Origin of the sequence: Escherichia sp. E14V7 (assembly GCF_004212225.1) — a bacterium.
Classification (GTDB): domain Bacteria; phylum Pseudomonadota; class Gammaproteobacteria; order Enterobacterales; family Enterobacteriaceae; genus Escherichia.
The window spans coordinates 72,902-91,104 of record NZ_RHJJ01000026.1 but is presented as its reverse complement, the minus strand read 5'-3'; the positions used below and the strand labels follow the sequence as shown (position 1 = coordinate 91,104).

Annotated in this window: 15 protein-coding genes and 4 pseudogenes; 10 read left to right on the top strand and 9 right to left on the bottom strand. The window is 49.3% G+C overall.

Features of this window, described 5'->3' with window-relative positions; genetic code table 11:
- Window positions 1-263 precede the first annotated feature (263 nt).
- The 3 genes and pseudogenes from D9741_RS22705 to D9741_RS22695 form a co-directional block, all read right to left on the bottom strand.
- Window positions 264-604 (bottom strand): annotated as a pseudogene (locus tag D9741_RS22705) (helix-turn-helix domain-containing protein).
- Window positions 605-660: 56 nt separating this feature from the next.
- Window positions 661-912, bottom strand: a complete 252-nt coding sequence (locus D9741_RS22700) for a DUF1471 domain-containing protein (protein ID WP_130219599.1) — start codon at window positions 910-912, stop codon at window positions 661-663.
- A 125-nt stretch (window positions 913-1,037) separates the two neighbouring features.
- On the bottom strand, window positions 1,038-1,820 hold the full coding sequence (locus D9741_RS22695; RefSeq protein WP_130219582.1) for an SDR family oxidoreductase: 783 nt from the start codon (window positions 1,818-1,820) through the stop codon (window positions 1,038-1,040).
- Window positions 1,821-1,970: 150 nt separating this feature from the next.
- Between D9741_RS22695 and D9741_RS22690 the strand changes: the two genes are divergently transcribed.
- Complete coding sequence (locus D9741_RS22690) at window positions 1,971-2,864, top strand: LysR family transcriptional regulator (protein WP_130219580.1); 894 nt, start codon at window positions 1,971-1,973, stop codon at window positions 2,862-2,864.
- Window positions 2,865-2,925: 61 nt separating this feature from the next.
- Here D9741_RS22690 and D9741_RS22685 read toward each other — a convergent pair whose 3' ends face one another.
- Window positions 2,926-3,990: an alpha/beta fold hydrolase gene (locus tag D9741_RS22685; RefSeq protein ID WP_130219578.1), complete on the bottom strand. Its 1,065-nt coding sequence runs from the start codon at window positions 3,988-3,990 to the stop codon at window positions 2,926-2,928.
- Between the two features lie 157 nt (window positions 3,991-4,147).
- Window positions 4,148-4,234 (bottom strand): annotated as a pseudogene (locus D9741_RS23725) (carboxymuconolactone decarboxylase); the annotation flags it as partial.
- Here D9741_RS23725 and D9741_RS22675 point away from each other — a divergent pair.
- Window positions 4,234-5,016: pseudogene (locus D9741_RS22675) on the top strand (alpha/beta hydrolase); the annotation flags it as partial. The pseudogenes D9741_RS23725 and D9741_RS22675 sit on opposite strands and share 1 nt — an antisense overlap.
- 343 nt (window positions 5,017-5,359) lie before the next feature.
- A complete protein-coding gene (locus D9741_RS22670) occupies window positions 5,360-6,706 on the top strand; it encodes an ISNCY family transposase (protein WP_130219576.1) in 1,347 nt (448 codons plus the stop codon).
- 175 nt (window positions 6,707-6,881) lie between these two features.
- On the opposite strand, the gene hipA is transcribed toward D9741_RS22670, so the two are convergent.
- The 4 genes from hipA to lsrR all read right to left on the bottom strand — a co-directional run bounded on the left by hipA (window position 6,882) and on the right by lsrR (window position 11,338).
- Window positions 6,882-8,204, bottom strand: a complete 1,323-nt coding sequence (gene hipA / locus D9741_RS22665; RefSeq protein WP_130221282.1) for a type II toxin-antitoxin system serine/threonine protein kinase toxin HipA — start codon at window positions 8,202-8,204, stop codon at window positions 6,882-6,884.
- On the bottom strand, window positions 8,204-8,470 hold the full coding sequence (gene hipB, locus D9741_RS22660) for a type II toxin-antitoxin system antitoxin HipB (RefSeq protein ID WP_130219125.1): 267 nt from the start codon (window positions 8,468-8,470) through the stop codon (window positions 8,204-8,206). Before hipB ends, hipA begins: the two co-directional genes overlap by 1 nt.
- A 243-nt stretch (window positions 8,471-8,713) precedes the next feature.
- A complete protein-coding gene (gene lsrK / locus D9741_RS22655; RefSeq protein ID WP_130219123.1) occupies window positions 8,714-10,306 on the bottom strand; it encodes an autoinducer-2 kinase in 1,593 nt (530 codons plus the stop codon).
- Window positions 10,307-10,384: 78 nt separating this feature from the next.
- Window positions 10,385-11,338 carry a transcriptional regulator LsrR gene (gene lsrR / locus D9741_RS22650; protein WP_130219121.1) on the bottom strand — a complete coding sequence of 318 codons (954 nt, stop codon included), beginning with the start codon at window positions 11,336-11,338 and terminating at the stop codon, window positions 10,385-10,387.
- A gap of 248 nt (window positions 11,339-11,586) precedes the next feature.
- On the opposite strand from lsrR, the gene lsrA reads away from it, so the two are divergent.
- The 7 genes and pseudogenes from lsrA (at window position 11,587) to tam (ending at window position 18,200) form a co-directional block, all read left to right on the top strand.
- On the top strand, window positions 11,587-13,122 hold the full coding sequence (lsrA, locus tag D9741_RS22645) for an autoinducer 2 ABC transporter ATP-binding protein LsrA (protein WP_130219119.1): 1,536 nt from the start codon (window positions 11,587-11,589) through the stop codon (window positions 13,120-13,122).
- The gene (gene lsrC, locus D9741_RS22640; protein ID WP_130219116.1) at window positions 13,116-14,144 is read left to right on the top strand and encodes an autoinducer 2 ABC transporter permease LsrC; all 1,029 of its coding nucleotides are present in this window, start codon (window positions 13,116-13,118) and stop codon (window positions 14,142-14,144) included. Before lsrA ends, lsrC begins: the two co-directional genes overlap by 7 nt.
- A complete protein-coding gene (lsrD, locus tag D9741_RS22635) occupies window positions 14,144-15,136 on the top strand; it encodes an autoinducer 2 ABC transporter permease LsrD (protein WP_001222725.1) in 993 nt (330 codons plus the stop codon). The genes lsrC and lsrD overlap by 1 nt, the downstream gene beginning before the upstream one ends.
- 11 nt (window positions 15,137-15,147) lie before the next feature.
- Window positions 15,148-16,169: pseudogene (lsrB, locus tag D9741_RS22630) on the top strand (autoinducer 2 ABC transporter substrate-binding protein LsrB).
- Window positions 16,170-16,195: 26 nt separating this feature from the next.
- Window positions 16,196-17,071 (top strand): 3-hydroxy-5-phosphonooxypentane-2,4-dione thiolase, encoded by an 876-nt coding sequence (gene lsrF / locus D9741_RS22625; protein ID WP_000774178.1) that lies wholly within the window; start codon window positions 16,196-16,198, stop codon window positions 17,069-17,071.
- A 23-nt stretch (window positions 17,072-17,094) separates the two neighbouring features.
- The gene (gene lsrG / locus D9741_RS22620; RefSeq protein ID WP_130219114.1) at window positions 17,095-17,385 is read left to right on the top strand and encodes a (4S)-4-hydroxy-5-phosphonooxypentane-2,3-dione isomerase; all 291 of its coding nucleotides are present in this window, start codon (window positions 17,095-17,097) and stop codon (window positions 17,383-17,385) included.
- A gap of 56 nt (window positions 17,386-17,441) precedes the next feature.
- Entirely contained in the window at window positions 17,442-18,200 is a 759-nt protein-coding gene (gene tam / locus D9741_RS22615; protein ID WP_130219112.1) for a trans-aconitate 2-methyltransferase, read from the top strand.
- Window positions 18,201-18,203 lie beyond the last annotated feature (3 nt).

The following is an 18,203-nucleotide window of genomic DNA, read 5'->3' as shown; positions in this document are numbered from 1 at the left end:
CCTGAACAGAGCAGGGATTAAACCATGCGGTGCGGGCGGAAGTTAAAAGGCTTCCGCCCGCGTTTAAATACTTGCTGCCAGAATTCGTAAAAAAATTTCACGGCCTGTAGCGATGCAAAGTAATATCTGAGGGGATAAAACAAGGGTAAACAGGTTTCCATGTCCATTAGAACTACTGGCTCAAAAAATATTCATCTCTCGATGCAGAATAAATTACCATTTGGGTTGGGTGATACTACGTAAGTGTGAAATTATTTAAAATGTTAATGTTTTTTTATCCTTTCGGTGTTTCTATATTTTAATGGTGGTAATTTGTATTTTTTAGAGAAAATCCGAGTAAAAGTCTGTTGTGAATCGAATCCATATTTATAGGCGATGCTCATCACAGACTCATTAGTCTCGACAAGATCTTTAGCTGCAAGACCAAGTTTTTTATCTTTGATATATTTCCCAAGGCTAACTTTTTTATCTGTACAAAAATCCGCTGAAGATGCCACTTAGAGTATCCAGCCCGCGTAGCAACATCGTCTATCTTCAGCGGTTTATGTATGTTTGAATCAATCCATTGAGTTACCTCATCGATAATATCTTCTGTTCTGGAGATAAGACGACGCTAACTATAAGAGGGCTGTGACATATATTGTTCAAAATGCTAATTACTTACTTGTAGATTTCAGCAACCCCGTGCAATCGGTTATTCCCCGCGGTTGACAGAATTTTGAATGATGTTGCTCCTTGATCATCAGCTTTACGAGAAAGCGCATTCGATAATTCATCAAGCGTCAGGGCATTACTGGCTGAGACTACACCAATCTTTTCTTTGCCATCTGCATGACGAATCTCCTCAGCAGCAGATGCAGTATTTACCGAAATGAATCCCATGAATAATGCAGTAATTAGTAGTGCTTTCATATCTGATACCTGTTTTAAACGATGTATTTGGAAGGTGACGAATATCAGAAGGAGCTTCCTCCTTCTTGATCTGTAAATATACAGTTCTAAGCTGTCATAAGACTGACTGTCATATGACAACGTTGTCAGATTTTTGAGTTTTTCGAATACAGATTCAGGTCGTTAATAATGCACTCAGGTTCTTCAGTAAGGGGCATATTGTCTATATCGAAAACCCCATCATTTTTTTGGGGATTATCACTCTGCAGCTCTGCAAACAGAGGGGTGAGATCCTGCTGTGCTTCTCCTTGCTCTGCGACCAGTTCGAACGTTTTATTTTTAGCCGCATCATTGCTCAAGGCCGTTACCAGTACCCGGGCGATTTGTTCCCGGGAGATAACACCATCTTCCGGCGTTCCCGCATGGCGTCTATCCCCCTGAAGCATGACGATTCTGTGCTCATCATCATTGTTGTAATCAAACCAGCCGGGTCTGACGATAGTGTAGATATGCCCACTGGCTCTGACCAGGCGTTCAGAGCGTCTCTTCCAGTCATGAACTTCAGTACGTTGATTCCAGCTACTGAGCCGCTCAGTAACGCCAATCGTTGTCATCAGGGCGATGCGAACAGGTGTATCCCTGAATATTCGCAAAATGTTACGTACACCGCCGTAATCTATCGCTCTGGCACCAATACGTCCCTGACCATCGGAGCCGAGTGTAAAAATGATGGCATCAATATCTTTCGGTAAATCGGTGAGTGTTTCAGGTATTGAAACATCCCCATAGAAAATATCTGTTCCACGAGGGAGTAACTTGATTTTCCGCCGATTCCTGACCAGAGCCACGGGCTGATGGCCCATTGCAATAGCAGTATTCACAACATGAATACCAATGCTTCCTGTTGCGCCAGCAACGAGTATTTTCATGATAAACCTTCTGATAATTCAGCCTTATATTTGATACAGCCAGAGAATATCAATTATCATTATTGCCAGTAACGAGGCTAAAATGATTGTGTCTATGAACACCCTTCATGAATGCGCTTTGAAGGGAATGCTTCTACAAGGAAATCGTCAATGCTTAAAGAAAACTTCAACGAACTGCAAATCTTTCTTGTGGTGGCAAGAGAGCGAAGTTTTACCAAAGCAGCGAGCAAACTCGGCGTCTCTCAGTCTGCACTTAGCCATGCAATGAAGGCACTGGAGGAAAGGTTAAATATCCGTCTCTTAACCCGAACTACCCGTAGCGTGGCCCCCACGGAAGCAGGGGAGAGAATAATTGCCTGTCTTGAGCCACGTATAGATGAGCTTGAGCGCGAGCTGGAATCACTTATCCAACTGAATGGCACGCCCTCCGGGAATATTCGTTTATCAGCCGGGGAACATGCTGCGCGCAGTCTGGTCTGGCCGAAGCTAAAACCGTTCCTCAGGGAATATCCCGAAATCAATGTCGAACTGGTGGTGGATAACGGTTTTGTCGATATTGTTGAAGGTCGTTTTGATGCCGGGATCCGTCTGGGTGAAAGTGTGGATAAGGATATGATTGCAGTGCGAATTGGGCCTGATATGCGGATGGCTATGGTGGGAGCGCCGGCGTATTTTGCTGCAAACCCTGCGCCTGAAACGCCTCACGAACTCCAAAATCATCGCTGCATCAATATGCGTCTGCCAACTGCCGGTGGACTTTATCACTGGGAGTTTGAACGCGAAGGGAAACCGTTACGGGTCAGAGTTGATGGGCAACTGACGTTTAATCTGCTGCCAGAAAGAATTGATGCCGCATTATCAGGATTTGGTATTGCCTGTGTTCCCGAAGACGTGATTCAGGATTATGTAAAGTCAGGCGAGCTTATTCAGGTTTTACAGGAGTGGTGTCCAACTTTTCCCGGATATTACCTTTACTATCCCAGCCGTAAGCAGCATCCGCCTGCTTTTGCGCTGTTGATTGATGCACTTCGCTATTCAGAGTAAAGGGCCCGCTTTTTGCTGTGGGCCCGTTTAGGTATTAACGGCATACGCATGCCTGGTATGGCTATTGCAGATTTTTCTCTTTCAAAAACCGACTCACCAAATCAGCGATCTGCACATTATTCAGGTCGGAAAACGGGAAGTGGGTATTACCTCTGATTCCAGCCTCAGGCAGATGCGTCACCGTCACATCCCCACCATGCTTGTTAACCACGTCACGCCACTTACGCGCCATTGCCAGCCGTACTCGCCAGCTGTCCTGTGCGGGCATAGCTACAGGTTTATCCGGTATGTTATCGCCGTAAATAATCAAAATCGGGATTTTAGTCAGCGCCATAAACTGTTCCATTGGCACTGGTTCACCCTTCAGCGTGTCGAACGCACTTGGCATAGGGGCAGGGAGTTCTTTTTCCGGGAACACAAAACCGCTGCCTGGCTCGAAGGCGACAATGGCTTTGACCTTGTTGTTTTTCATCGCGGTATACCAGCCTGGTCCACCACCCTGAGAGTGAGTAAAGAGGATTGCCGGGCCTGATTTATCCACTACGGCAGACATTGCATCAGAGATGACATTGACATCAAATGGTCCTGTATTCGGAGTCATCTGGCGGAAATACTGATTTAGTGCCTCTTTGTCGTGGGAAAACTGGACGCCTTTAAAATACTCTGGCCACACGCCAATACGGAACTGGTTAAACCACATCTGCTCATCAGGTTTTGGTGTAACCGTACCTTCTACAGTGGTACGTCCGGCATCACCCCGACGTGGCTGATCGACAATATACGTGGAGAATCCGCGGCGCAGGAATATGTTCTGGAACCCTTCACGACCATCTGGCGTACTTTCCCAGGTACGAGAAGACTGGCCCGCGCCATGCAGCATAACTATGGGATATTTATGCGGATTCTCCGGTATTTGATAGAACACCGACGCATGATCGCCATGATAAGTTTGACCTGCAGAGTCCAGCGGCTTTTTCGCGTCAAATGTTCCCGGGGCGGTGATGATGGTGCCTCCGGCAGAAAAACTTCCTTGCTCCTGAATGACCAATGGTTCGGCGTATACAGACTGCGCCCCCAGGCCACCTGCCATCATGCAAATGGCCAGCATTTTTAAGACCGTTTTCAAAATTACATCCTCTGTTATGGTTGCCGTTTAATCATATCTGAGTTGCCAGCGTTAATTATTTCGCCCCCTTGATTGCCTTTATTTGGCGGATTCATAAATGCGGAGGATGAATCACGTATGTGCACTGACCAGGGGGGAGTCTGCATGACGACCGTCTCTATTTGTTCCCAAACGCTTTTTGCAGTGCCTCTTCAGCTCTTGTGGCTGCATCATTGTCGCCATGTTCACGCAGAACCTGTGCTAGAGCAGGTCGCCGGATTATATGCCCAACGCCTGGCTGAACACGGATATATTACCATCGCCGCCGATGCTGCTTATCAGGGGGCCAGCGGAGGGCTGCCACGTAACGTAGACAAACCTGCGAATCGTATTGAAGATATCCACGGCATGGCTGATTTTATCAGCCAGTATCCCGGTGTTGATAGCACCCGTATTGGTTTGTTGGGGATTTGCGGGGGAGGAGGGTATTCACTTGCTGCCGCCGAGACGGACAAACGATTCAAATCGATTGCAACCATTAGCATGTTTAATTCAGGACTGGTACAGCGCAATGGTATGCAGGATTCACAGCTGGATACTATTCAGCAACGTCTTCAGCAGGCTTCAGATGCACGAGCTCAGGAAGTAGCCGGTGGCGAAGTGCTTTACTCCGGTGATGCCAACCTGACTGATGAACAGATCGCTAAATTACCTTTTGCGTTATATCGCCAGGGCTACGAGTACTACTGGAAAACCCACGCGCATCCAAACTCAACGTTTAAATACACCACAAGCAGTCTGTTAGACTTGATGAACTTTGACGTGACGGACCATATCAACCTGATCAATAAACCACTGCTAATGATTGCCGGTTCAAAAGCGGATACGCTCTATATGACTAAAGATGCGTTCGCTAAAGCTACCGGTACGAAGGACAAAGAACTCTTCCTGATCGATGGTGCTACCCACATTGAGACATATTGGGTGCCTGAATACGTTGACCAGGCGACGCAAAAGTTAGACGTTTTCTTCCATAAGAATATCTAGTTACCCTCCAGGCGATCCCCAGCCGTACAGGCTGGGGGATATCCATCAGCTGTACCCACTGTCCACTTGGCGAGGTAGTTAAAAAATCGAAAGAGAGCTCCAGCATTCTGGGGAATCAAGATTCCGACAATAGGGTAGTAATTTGCTGACTCTACGAGGCGAGACGTGGGTGTAAGACGTTGTTGATCCAACCCAATTCGTCATTTAACATAATATACATTATGCGCACCAACATTGTAACTACAATATTCTAATGTCACTTTTAACCCATTTAGTGATGTCACTTTTTATGGCATAAAGGATCAAGCCTTTGTGCCATGGAGACATCAGGATGCTAGTGACCATGTCAGATAAAGAACTGCACAGGATTAATGTCATTCAGTCAGTTGTAGAAAAGCGCATGCGCCGTCGTGACGCTGCACACCAACTTGCTCTGACCGAACGTCAGACGCAGCGTCTGATGAATCGCTTTCGTGAGTCTGGCGCTGCAGGACTGGCAAACCTTCGGCGTGGACGCCCCGGTAATCACAGGCTTCCTGAGTCACTTAAGCTGCGTGTTCTTTCTTTACTTCACGATCACTACAGCGACTTTGGACCCACACTTGCCGCAGAAAAATTGCGCGAACGCCATAACATCATGGTGTCTGTTGAAACGCTCAGAAAATGGATGACGGCTGATGGACTCTGGGTTCCATACTCACGTCGCAGGCCTCGTGTTCACCAACCCAGATACCGGCGTGACTGTCTCGGAGAACTTGTTCAGATCGATGGGTCCCCGCATGACTGGTTTGAAGGACGTGCGCCGAAATGCTGCCTGCTCGTCTTTATTGATGACGCTACTGGCCGCCTGATGCACCTGCGCTTTGGTGAGACTGAATCAGCCTTTGATTACATGATGGCCACTCGTGAGTATCTTGAGCAACACGGCAAACCCCTGGCGTTTTACAGTGATAAGCACGGTATTTTCAGGGTCAATAATGGTGGTTCTACCACGACCGGTGTTACGCAATTTGGCCGTGTACTTTCTGAACTGGGGATCGGGCTGATTTGTGCCAACAGTCCACAGGCTAAAGGTCGAGTGGAGCGAGCAAATCAGACACTTCAGGACAGGCTTATCAAGGAAATGCGCCTCGAAGGCATCAGCAGCATCGAGGAAGCCAATGCCTGGCTGGATACCTTCATTGCTGACTTCAATCGTCGCTTCGCAAGACCAGCAAAATACCCCAAAGATCTGCACCGACCCGTGGCTGAAAGCAACGAAGAGCTGGATGATATTTTTGCCTGGCAGGAATCACGTAAGCTGTCGAAAACGCTGACGTTCCGTTACGATAAGATGATATATCTTGTTGAACCTACAGAAGAAAATACCAGAATTGCGGGCGAAAAGATCACAGTTTACGATTACCCGGACGGCACTTTGGCATTTAAATACGGCTACCGTTCACTCAATTATCAGGTCTTCGACAAACTGGAATGCATCGACCAGGGGCAAATCGTTGATAACAAGCGGCTTGGTGCCGTACTGAAACTGGCTCAGGATAAGATGGATGATCTGGAGCGGGCTGGGAAGCGGGACCGAAGTAAAAAGATGCCCAAAAGACGGGCACAGGCCCGGGTTCAGGAGCAACTCAGGGCCATTAACCCGGTACTGGCTAATCCTGAAGAGTTCCGGGCCAGTTTGAAACGCTAGCCCCCTGCTCTGTTTGGACTTTTTATCTGTGCTTTCATGTCACTTCAGGTGACATTTAAAACTGGTTAAAACAGGTGACTTTTTAATCTTGCAATAACAAACATAAACAAAGGGAAAATCCAGTCTTTAGCGGTCATGATTGTCCTGCTCATTAACCACGATCAAAACCCTCATCTCACTTAATTCCGTATTCTCGGCTTAACCGACCGTGCAACCTCAACACATTGGTTTCAATTGCCGTCACCACATTCTCCGAAAAATCTGCCGGTAATGAAGTCTTCACGTTATCCAGTGCTGCGGGAGTCATTCTGGCAAAGTCACTCAGGATTTCATGCATCTGCACTTCCGGGAATTTCAGCGCCTTTGCTGTCGCCAAAAAATGTCGCGGATAAATTTTATCGATTGCCGTTTTTCTGCCTTTGGATGCGTTAAGCCCCATTGCCAGTTTGAGATCGCTGATGTGTATTCCCGCGCCACCCAATACCGGAAATGCTGAAATGATGTCGTAAAATGGCGTGAGTCGATAACTACCACCGGCCTGGATAAAAACCGAAAAATTTTTCGCATGGCCGTCCGTCGCGCCAATCAACCACTGGAATACCTGGAATTTCATAAAATCATAACGATCGCGAAGCGCCTCGCTGGACCCCATTAAAAACGCCATGATCCGCGCGATGCCTGGGCCTCCGTCAGATTCATATTTCACCGATGAAGGTAAACCGAATGTCTGACACATATCCTCCTGTGGCAAGCGAAGTAAAACCGTTCGTTCAGTACTCCAGCGCCTGTCAAAGCGTTCGACCGCTAACGCGCGCACTCTACCCGCTTTTATGATTTCTGCGTCCGGAACATTCAACCCGAGTTCTTTCGCCAGCAGCAGACAGTAATATTCATTATCCACGCTTTGACTGAGATCGAGCGTCGCGTTGGGCTGCCTGATTTCACCAATCGGTAATTTAATGATATGCGTCGTCGGCGTTATTCCTTTCGGAATGCACCAGTCATTGCCCATTCTGAGCAGCGCGGTCTTCTCCTGCGCGCCAGCAACCGAGATGCGAAAGTCATTTTCTTCTCTAATCATGCCTAGCGGAATATCTGCTTTATAAGCCGTTAATACTTCTTCAAGTCTGGCGTCAGTAAGCTTTTCCCATGCCATTATCGGGTGCGTTACGGTTTCATCTTCTGGTAATAACGTCACGGCGCCAACGCTGTCTCGCCCTATTTCTGACAATAAATCAAACGGTTGTCTGGATTTAGCATGATAACGTTTAACGATCCGGTCGCGTACAACCGGGCTATCGGGTAACAAGTTATCGAAGAAGTTAAACACGGCATCAGAGGTGATATTCCCCCTCTGCAATGGCAGCGATAGCGACAACGGCCTGGCATAACGGTTGGCTAACCACTCCGGCGCATACCTAAAAGTGTGCGCGCCATTGGCCAACTTCGTTAACTCGCCTACCCGCTGGTTGTTCATCCAAGTGACAAGTTTAGGCATTACCACTCCAGATCTTGCTGTTCTGTTGATTCTGGCGCAGCGTTTTTCGTGTCGCATAGCGTCATTGAGAGTTCAAGTGACTGTAATATCTTAAAAAATGTCGTCAGCGTGGTGTTATCGGGATTATTCTCGAAATTCGAAATCGTCGCCTGCTTAATGCCGATTTTTTTCGCCAGCTCGCTCTGCGTCCAGCCATTTTGCTGACGAACCAGTTTCATTGCATTCGCTAATTGCGTTGGGCTATAGATCATCGGAAAGCTTATCATGCCATACGTCCACAGAAAGTTTATCCGCTTAAGGGGATATTGTCAGTTTTATCCCTTAGTGAGGATAAAGTCAATCTGTAAACACATTTTATCCGCTATACGGGATAAATGCTGCGATATCCGCGATCGAGGATAAAAGGGAGAATTTAAAAAACGGCGCTGATGCGCCGGTTGAAAAGAAATAGGAATACCGATACTCAAAAATTAACAGCCACGGTTATCAGGATGTGACTGTCAATAAAACTATAACCCAGGCGCTTTCCATAACGATGTCGTCAGTCCGTGATCAACCAGCCCCAGTTGATCCTGATATACAGCCTGCCACTTATCGCGTGAATCTTGATAAAGTTCATGCTTTTCCGGGTCTGGTGTATGCGTTCGTTCCCAGCGTACAAGACGTTCTCCAGTTTCTGCCATTGATGAATAAATCCCGGCACCGACGCCAGCGGCAATGGCACATCCTAATGCGGTGGCTTCTTTGACCACCGGAATATTAACGGGTAATCCCGCGACATCAGCGAGAATTTGACTCCATAATTTCCCTTTTGAACCTCCGCCTGCAAAGACCAACGATGTAGGATGAATATTCGAAAAATCAGTAATTTGCTGCAAGTTACACGCGGATACAATCGTCGCATTTTCTTCCAGCGCACGGAACAATGTCGCTTTGTTACATTTATCCGGGTCAATGGACAAGTTAATAAAGGAAGGCGCAGCGTGATACCAGGTTTTAAAGCGCATTCTGTCGGAGAATATCGGCATCACGCCCCACGACCCAGGCGGCACCCGACTGGCCATCTCTTCCAGCAGCGTATAGGTGTCGATACCTAAACGTTCGGCAATCAGTTTTTCTTCGGCACAAAAGGCATCGCGGAACCAGCGCATGGTGAGTCCGGTAAAAAAACTAATAGATTCAGCTTGTACCATGCCAGGAATAACATGGGGATTAACGCGCACGTTCATTTCTGGATCGGTCACTGGTGCAGCTAAGTTCACTACTTGCTGCCAGAATGTGCCGCCAAGAACAGCGGTTTGTGCCGGACGCACAACGCCTAATCCAAGGCAACCGAGTTGCACGTCCCCTCCTCCCACGACCACCGGAGTGCCAGCCTTCAGGCCGCAAAGTTCCGCAGCTTGTGAACTTACCACGCCCAGCAATGTGCCGGTTTCTTTGACAGGAGAAAGAATATCAGCCCGCAGTCCGGCCATACCCAGCAATGCAGGTTTCCAGTCACGGGTGGTTAGATCAAGAAGTCCCGTGGTGCCTGCGTTAGACGGATCGACCGCCAGCTCCCCACTTAACATATAGGCCAGCCAGTCGCTGATCATGGTGATGGTCGACGCTTGTCGGTAGATATCAGAACGATGGTGCGCCAGCCAAAGTAATCTGGGAATGGCGCTTAAAGCCAACGTTTGTCCGGTCGCGCGATACACTTCGTTTTCAAAGGTATTGTTATGCAGTTCTTTTAGTTCGCTGACTTCCCGCGCCGCTCTGGCATCTACATTGGCGCAGGCCCAGATCGGTGTTCCTTCATTGTTATATAAAACAATGCCTTCGCGCATCGAACATGCCGAAACAGCAGCAATATATTCCGGCGCGATACCAGAATTATGTAACGCCTGGCGCATACATTCGCACGCCAGTTGCCAGTTCTTATTCAGATCAAATTCCATTGAACCGGGAACGTCAGGTACTGCCAGATGCCGCCACTCCGCCTGTCCTACCGCGATTTGATTGCCTTCCAGGTCGAAAATCACAGCCCGAATACTTCCGGTGCCTGCGTCCAGCGCCATCAGGTAATGCTTTGATTCTGAAGGGGTAAAGAGTCGAGCCATTAGATTGTCCTCGGCTTAAGCGTTCTGTCTGTTCCTCTATACGTTCTCCATCGTTCCCGGTAATAAGGTGATGCTAAATTAACCACGTAAAATCGCAGCGGCAGTATCCTGGTCGGTAACCAGCGCGTTGATGTAGCCGCCTTTCATCGCAGCGGCGATCGCTTCGGCTTTATTTTCGCCCCCTGCGACACCTACTCTAATTGGAATGGTTGTCATCGCGGTTAAAGGTAAGCCAATCAGTTCGTTATGTATTTTGATATCCGTGACAACGTCACCTTTAGCGTCAAAAAAGTAACCTAAAATATCGCCAATGGCCCCTTTTCGACCAATCATTAACTGTTCGCCCTGGCTGATATAACCGGAGCGAATAATCGTCGCATCCTCTTTTTGATTCACGGCGCCAATGCCGACAATTGCCACATCCGCAGCTTGCGCGGCTAACAGGACATCTTTGACGCAGTTTTCATTTTTGAGCGTTCGGGCAATTTCAGCCGAAGATGCCCGTAATGGCGCCGGAATGATGTTGACGCTGCACGCTGCGTTAAGTTGCCCGATACCTGTCATATAAGAGCCGACGCCACCGGAGAGCGTGACCAGGCGGATTTGCTGTGACGAAATAAAACCACTTAAGCGTTGCAGCGTGTTCATCGTTGCCTCGCCAAAGCCAATCGCCAGCATTTGCTGTGGCTGGAGCAATCCCATCAACATATGCGCTGCGCCGATTCCTAAGCGCCCGCCGACATCTGCATCTGCGAGTCCAGGGATCACCCGCACATGCTGTAATGAAAACTGGCGACGTAATTGCGTTTCATATTCCAGACAGCCTTCAAAGCGAGAATTAATCTGCACGCGAATAATGCCGGACTGATGCCCTTTCTCCAGTAACCGCGACACTTTCAAACGCGTTAGCCCTAGGCGATCGCTAATCTCGCTCTGGGTCAGCCCGTCGTGATAGTAAAACCACGCGATCCGCGCGACCTGTTCTTCTTCGCACATTCCCTGTTCTGAAATTACCGAATCGTTGATTGTCATAATTCATTCTTCACTTTGAACATATTTAAATCTTTAATGCAATTGTTCAGTTATTGCGCGCTTATATCTGTGATAGCCACCACAGTTTGGTCAAACAGCAATGAACAAACGCAACCATAAAAATCAAAATAGCATAAATTGTGATCTATTCGTCGGAAATATGTGCAATGCCCACCTAAGGTTATGAACAAATTAAAAGTAGAAACACATTTGTTCAAAACTCACCTGCAAAACTGAACGGGGGAAATATGCAAACGAGTGATACCCGCGCGTTACCGCTACTTTGCGCCCGCTCGGTTTATAAACAGTATTCAGGGGTTAATGTCCTGAAAGGCATCGATTTTACGTTGCATCAGGGGGAAGCCCACGCCCTGCTCGGCGGTAACGGTGCGGGTAAATCGACGCTAATGAAAATCATCGCCGGTATTACCCCTGCTGATAGCGGTACGCTGGAGATTGGTGGCAACAACTACACCAGATTAACGCCAGTTCATGCTCATCAGTTGGGTATTTATCTCGTTCCCCAGGAACCGCTGCTTTTCCCAAACCTGTCGATAAAAGAAAACATCCTGTTTGGGCTGGCAAAAAAACAGCTCTCCATGCAAAAGATGAACAACTTGCTGGCGGCTCTGGGCTGCCAGTTTGATCTCCATAGTCTGGCGGGCTCACTGGATGTTGCCGACCGACAAATGGTGGAAATCCTGCGCGGTCTGATGCGCGATTCGCAAATTCTTATTCTCGATGAACCTACAGCGTCGCTTACCCCTGCGGAAACCGAACGCTTGTTTGGCCGTTTGCGGGAACTACTCGCCACTGGTGTGGGTATTGTTTTTATCTCACATAAGCTGCCGGAAATTCGCCAGATTGCCGATCGTATTAGCGTGATGCGCGACGGAACTATTGCGTTAAGTGGCAAAACCAGCGAGCTGTCTACCGACGACATCATTCAGGCCATTACGCCAGCAACGCGGGAAAAATCCCTCTCAGCCAGTCAAAAGTTATGGCTGGAGTTGCCCGGTAATCGCCCACAACATGCAGCCGGAACATCGGTACTGGCGCTGGAAAATCTGACTGGCGAAGGTTTTATGAATATCAGTTTTACGCTGAATGCCGGAGAAATTCTTGGTCTGGCTGGGCTAGTGGGGGCCGGGCGCACTGAACTGGCAGAAACGTTGTATGGTCTGCGGCCTTTTCGTGGCGGGCGCATCATATTGAATGGTAAAGAGATCAATAAATTATCTACCGGAGAACGTTTGCATCGCGGTCTGGTTTATCTACCAGAAGATCGCCAGTCCTCAGGATTGAATCTCGATGCTTCGCTGGCGTGGAACGTCTGCGCCCTCACCCATAATCAACGCGGATTCTGGGCAAAAACCGCGAAAGATAACGCCACACTGGAACGATATCGTCGCGCGCTGAATATTAAATTTAACCAACCGGAACAAGCTGCACGGACATTATCCGGTGGCAACCAGCAAAAAATCCTGATTGCCAAATGTCTGGAAGCTTCGCCGCAAGTATTGATTGTTGATGAGCCGACGCGCGGCGTGGATGTCTCGGCGCGTAATGATATCTACCAGCTGTTGCGCAGCATCGCCGCACAAAATGTGGCTGTGCTGCTTATCTCCTCCGATCTGGAAGAGATCGAACTGATGGCTGACCGCGTGTATGTGATGCATCAGGGTGAAATTACCCACTCGGCACTGACCGGGCGCGATATTAATGTCGAGACTATTATGCGCGTTGCCTTCGGCGATAGTCAGCGTCAGGAGGCGTCATGCTGAAGTTTATTCAGAACAACCGTGAAATCACGGCACTGCTGGCGGTGGTGCTGCTGTTTGTATTACCCGGTTTTCTCGACCGTCAGTATTTAAGTCTGCAAACGCTGACCATGGTTTATAGCAGCGCACAAATCCTGATCCTGCTGGCAATGGGTGCGACGCTGGTGATGCTGACGCGCAATATTGATGTTTCGGTAGGCTCAATTACGGGTATGTGCGCGGTGCTGTTGGGGATATTACTGAACGCGGGGTATTCACTGCCGGTAGCTTGTGTCGCGACGCTACTGCTCGGCTTGCTCGCGGGATTTTTCAACGGTGTCCTGGTCGCGTGGCTAAAGATCCCAGCCATTGTCGCCACGCTCGGTACATTAGGGTTGTACAGAGGCATCATGTTGCTATGGACTGGCGGTAAATGGATTGAAGGATTACCCGCCGAACTGAAACAACTCTCCGCCCCGCTACTGTTTGGCGTTTCCGCGATTGGTTGGTTGACGATAATTCTGGTGGCATTTATGGCCTGGCTGCTGGCGAAGACGGCGTTTGGACGCAGTTTTTATGCCACGGGCGATAATTTGCAGGGCGCTCGTCAACTGGGCGTTCGTACGGAAGCCATTAGGATTGTGGCATTTTCGTTGAACGGCTGCATGGCGGCACTGGCGGGGATTGTGTTTGCTTCGCAGATTGGTTTTATCCCCAACCAGACCGGTACCGGGCTGGAGATGAAAGCGATTGCAGCCTGCGTGCTGGGCGGCATTAGTTTGCTCGGCGGTTCCGGTGCGATCATCGGTGCGGTACTCGGTGCCTGGTTCCTGACGCAGATCGATAGCGTACTGGTGCTGTTGCGCATTCCGGCATGGTGGAATGATTTTATCGCGGGCCTCGTGCTGCTGGCGGTGCTGGTGTTTGATGGACGCCTGCGTTGTGCGCTGGAACGTAATCTACGGCGGCAAAAATATGCCCGCTTTATGACGCCACCGCCATCCGTTAAACCCGCTTCGTCAGGTAAAAAACGGGAGGCCGTGTAATGCGTATTCGCTACGGTTGGGAACTGGCCCTTGCCGCACTGCTCGTTATTGAGATTGTCGCATTTGGTGCAATTAACCCACGGATGTTAGATCTCAATATGTTGCTGTTCAGCACCAGTGACTTTATCTGCATTGGCATTGTCGCCCTACCGCTGACGATGGTGATTGTCAGTGGCGGGATCGATATTTCGTTTGGTTCGACCATCGGCTTGTGCGCCATTGCATTGGGCGTACTGTTTCAAAGTGGTGTGCCGATGCCGCTGGCGATTCTTCTGACTTTACTGCTCGGCGCATTGTGCGGGCTGATTAACGCCGGATTAATTATCTATACCAAAGTTAACCCGCTGGTGATTACGCTTGGCACGCTGTATCTGTTTGCCGGAAGCGCTCTGCTGCTTTCCGGGATGGCCGGAGCGACGGGGTACGAAGGTATTGGTGGATTCCCGATGGCGTTTACAGATTTCGCTAACCTGGATGTGCTGGGACTCCCCGTTCCGCTGATTATCTTCCTGATATGTCTCCTCGTTTTCTGGCTGTGGCTGCATAAAACCCATGCCGGACGTAACGTGTTTTTGATTGGGCAAAGCCCGCGCGTGGCGGTTTATAGCGCGATTCCAGTTAACCGCACCTTATGTGCGCTCTATGCCATGACGGGGCTGGCGTCTGCGGTCGCCGCTGTGCTGCTGGTGTCGTATTTTGGTTCAGCACGTTCCGATCTCGGTGCGTCGTTTCTGATGCCCGCCATCACCGCCGTGGTGCTTGGCGGTGCCAATATTTATGGTGGTTCCGGTTCCATTATCGGCACCGCCATTGCGGTTTTATTAGTGGGATATTTGCAACAAGGTTTGCAAATGGCAGGAGTGCCAAATCAGGTGTCCAGCGCCCTTTCCGGTGCGCTACTTATCGTCGTTGTCGTAGGTCGTTCCGTTAGCCTGCATCGCCAGCAAATTAAAGAGTGGCTGGCGCGTCGGGCCAATAACCCATTGCCATAAAGGATATCTTCATGACACTTCATCGCCTTAAGAAAATCGCCTTACTTAGCGCCTTTGGTATTGCCGCAATCTCTATGAATGTGCAGGCCGCAGAGCGTATTGCATTTATTCCCAAACTGGTTGGCGTGGGATTTTTTACCAGCGGTGGCAACGGCGCACAACAAGCGGGTAAAGAGCTGGGCGTTGATGTGACCTACGATGGGCCAACAGAACCCAGTGTTTCTGGTCAGGTACAGTTGATTAATAACTTCGTCAATCAGGGATATAACGCCATTATCGTTTCTGCGGTTTCGCCAGATGGTTTATGCCCGGCACTGAAACGCGCCATGCAACGTGGGGTGAAAGTACTTACCTGGGATTCTGACACCAAACCGGAGTGCCGTTCTTACTACATTAATCAGGGAACGCCCGCCCAGTTGGGAGGTATGTTGGTGGATATGGCGGCGCGCCAGGTAAATAAAGACAAAGCCAAAGTCGCGTTTTTCTACTCCAGCCCCACCGTTACGGACCAAAACCAGTGGGTGAAAGAAGCGAAAGCGAAAATCGCCAAAGAGCATCCTGGCTGGGAAATTGTCACTACGCAGTTTGGCTATAACGATGCCACTAAATCGTTACAAACCGCAGAAGGCATATTAAAAGCGTATAGCGATCTCGACGCCATTATCGCTCCGGATGCCAACGCCCTGCCCGCCGCCGCGCAAGCCGCTGAAAACCTGAAAAATGACAAAGTTGCGATTGTGGGATTCAGTACACCAAATGTGATGCGCCCGTATGTAGAGCGCGGCACGGTGAAAGAATTTGGTCTGTGGGATGTGGTTCAGCAAGGCAAAATTTCAGTTTATGTCGCGGATGCATTATTGAAAAAGGATCAATGAAAACGGGCGACAAGCTGGATATTCAGGGCGTAGGTCAGGTTGAAGTCTCGCCAAACAGCGTTCAGGGCTATGACTACGAAGCGGATGGTAATGGCATCGTACTGTTACCAGAGCGCGTGGTTTTCAATAAAGAAAATATCGGCAAATACGATTTCTGATGTGCATTACTTAACCGGAGTAAGTTATGGCAGATTTAGACGATATTAAAGATGGTAAAGATTTTCGCACCGATCAACCGCAACAAAATATCCCTTTTACCCTGAAAGGTTGCGGTGCGCTGGATTGGGGAATGCAGTCTCGTTTATCGCGGATATTTAATCCGAAAACGGGTAAAACCGTGATGCTGGCCTTTGATCATGGTTATTTTCAGGGGCCGACTACCGGACTTGAACGCATCGATATAAATATCGCCCCGCTGTTTGAACATGCCGATGTATTAATGTGTACGCGCGGTATTTTGCGCAGCGTAGTCCCCCCGGCGACCAATAAGCCGGTGGTACTGCGGGCGTCAGGTGCGAACTCTATTCTGGCGGAATTAAGCAATGAAGCCGTGGCGTTATCGATGGATGACGCCGTGCGCCTGAACAGTTGCGCGGTGGCGGCGCAGGTTTATATCGGCAGCGAATATGAACACCAGTCGATCAAAAATATTATTCAGCTGGTCGATGCCGGAATGAAAGTGGGAATGCCGACCATGGCAGTCACTGGCGTGGGCAAAGATATGGTGCGCGATCAGCGTTATTTCTCGCTCGCGACCCGAATCGCCGCTGAAATGGGGGCGCAAATTATCAAAACCTATTATGTCGATAAAGGTTTTGAACGGATTGTTGCCGGATGTCCGGTACCCATTGTTATTGCTGGCGGTAAAAAATTACCAGAGCGCGAGGCGCTGGAAATGTGCTGGCAGGCTATCGATCAGGGCGCATCTGGTGTGGATATGGGGCGAAATATTTTCCAGTCTGACCATCCGGTGGCGATGATGAAAGCCGTACAGGCGGTGGTACACCATAACGAAACGGCTGATCGGGCATATGAACTCTATCTGAGTGAAAAACAGTAACTGCGGATTTAAGGAGAAGAATCATGCACGTCACACTGGTTGAAATTAACGTTCATGAAGACAAGGTTGACGAGTTTATCGAGGTCTTTCGCCAGAACCACCTGGGCTCGGTACAGGAAGAAGGTAATTTGCGCTTCGATGTCTTACAGGACCCGGAAGTGAATTCGCGCTTTTATATTTACGAAGCCTATAAAGATGAAGACGCAGTGGCGTTCCATAAAACCACGCCCCACTACAAAACCTGTGTCGCGAAACTGGAACCGCTAATGACCGGGCCGCGTAAAAAACGCGTGTTCAATGGGTTGATGCCGTGAGGCGAATTCATCAGTTTTATCTACAATTGGGGTAACGCGCTGACGGGAGTAAAAAAATGTCTGACTGGAACCCCTCTTTATATCTGCACTTTGCCGCTGAACGATCGCGTCCGGCGGTGGAGCTGCTTGCCAGAGTGCCGTTGGAAAATGTCGAATACGTTGCCGATCTTGGCTGTGGCCCAGGTAACAGCACCGCCCTGCTGCATCAACGTTGGCCTGCGACCAGGATAACGGGCATCGACTCGTCTCCGGCGATGATTGCCGAAGCGCGCAGTGCTTTGCCGGACTGCCAGTTTGTGGAAGCAGATATCCGCAACTGGCAACCTAAACAGGCACTGGATCTGATTTTCGCTAATGCCTCATTGCAATGGCTGCCCGACCACTACGAATTGTTTCCTCATCTGGTTTCGTTACTTAATCTCCATGGTGTGTTGGCAGTACAGATGCCAGATAACTGGCTGGAGCCGACCCATGTGCTGATGCGCGAAGTCGCCTGGGAACAAAATTATCCGGATCGCGGGCGTGAGCCGCTGGCTGGCGTTCATGCTTACTACGATATTTTGAGCGAAGCCGGATGCGAGATTGATATCTGGCGAACCACTTACTATCACCAGATGCCGTCGCACCAGGCGATTATCGATTGGGTGACCGCAACCGGATTACGTCCGTGGTTGCAGGATCTGACTGAGAGCGAACAGCAGCATTTTCTTACACGCTACCATCAGATGCTGGAAGAGCAGTATCCACTGCAAGAGAACGGACAGATACTGCTGGCATTCCCGCGACTGTTTATTGTTGCCCGACGTACGGAGTAATTA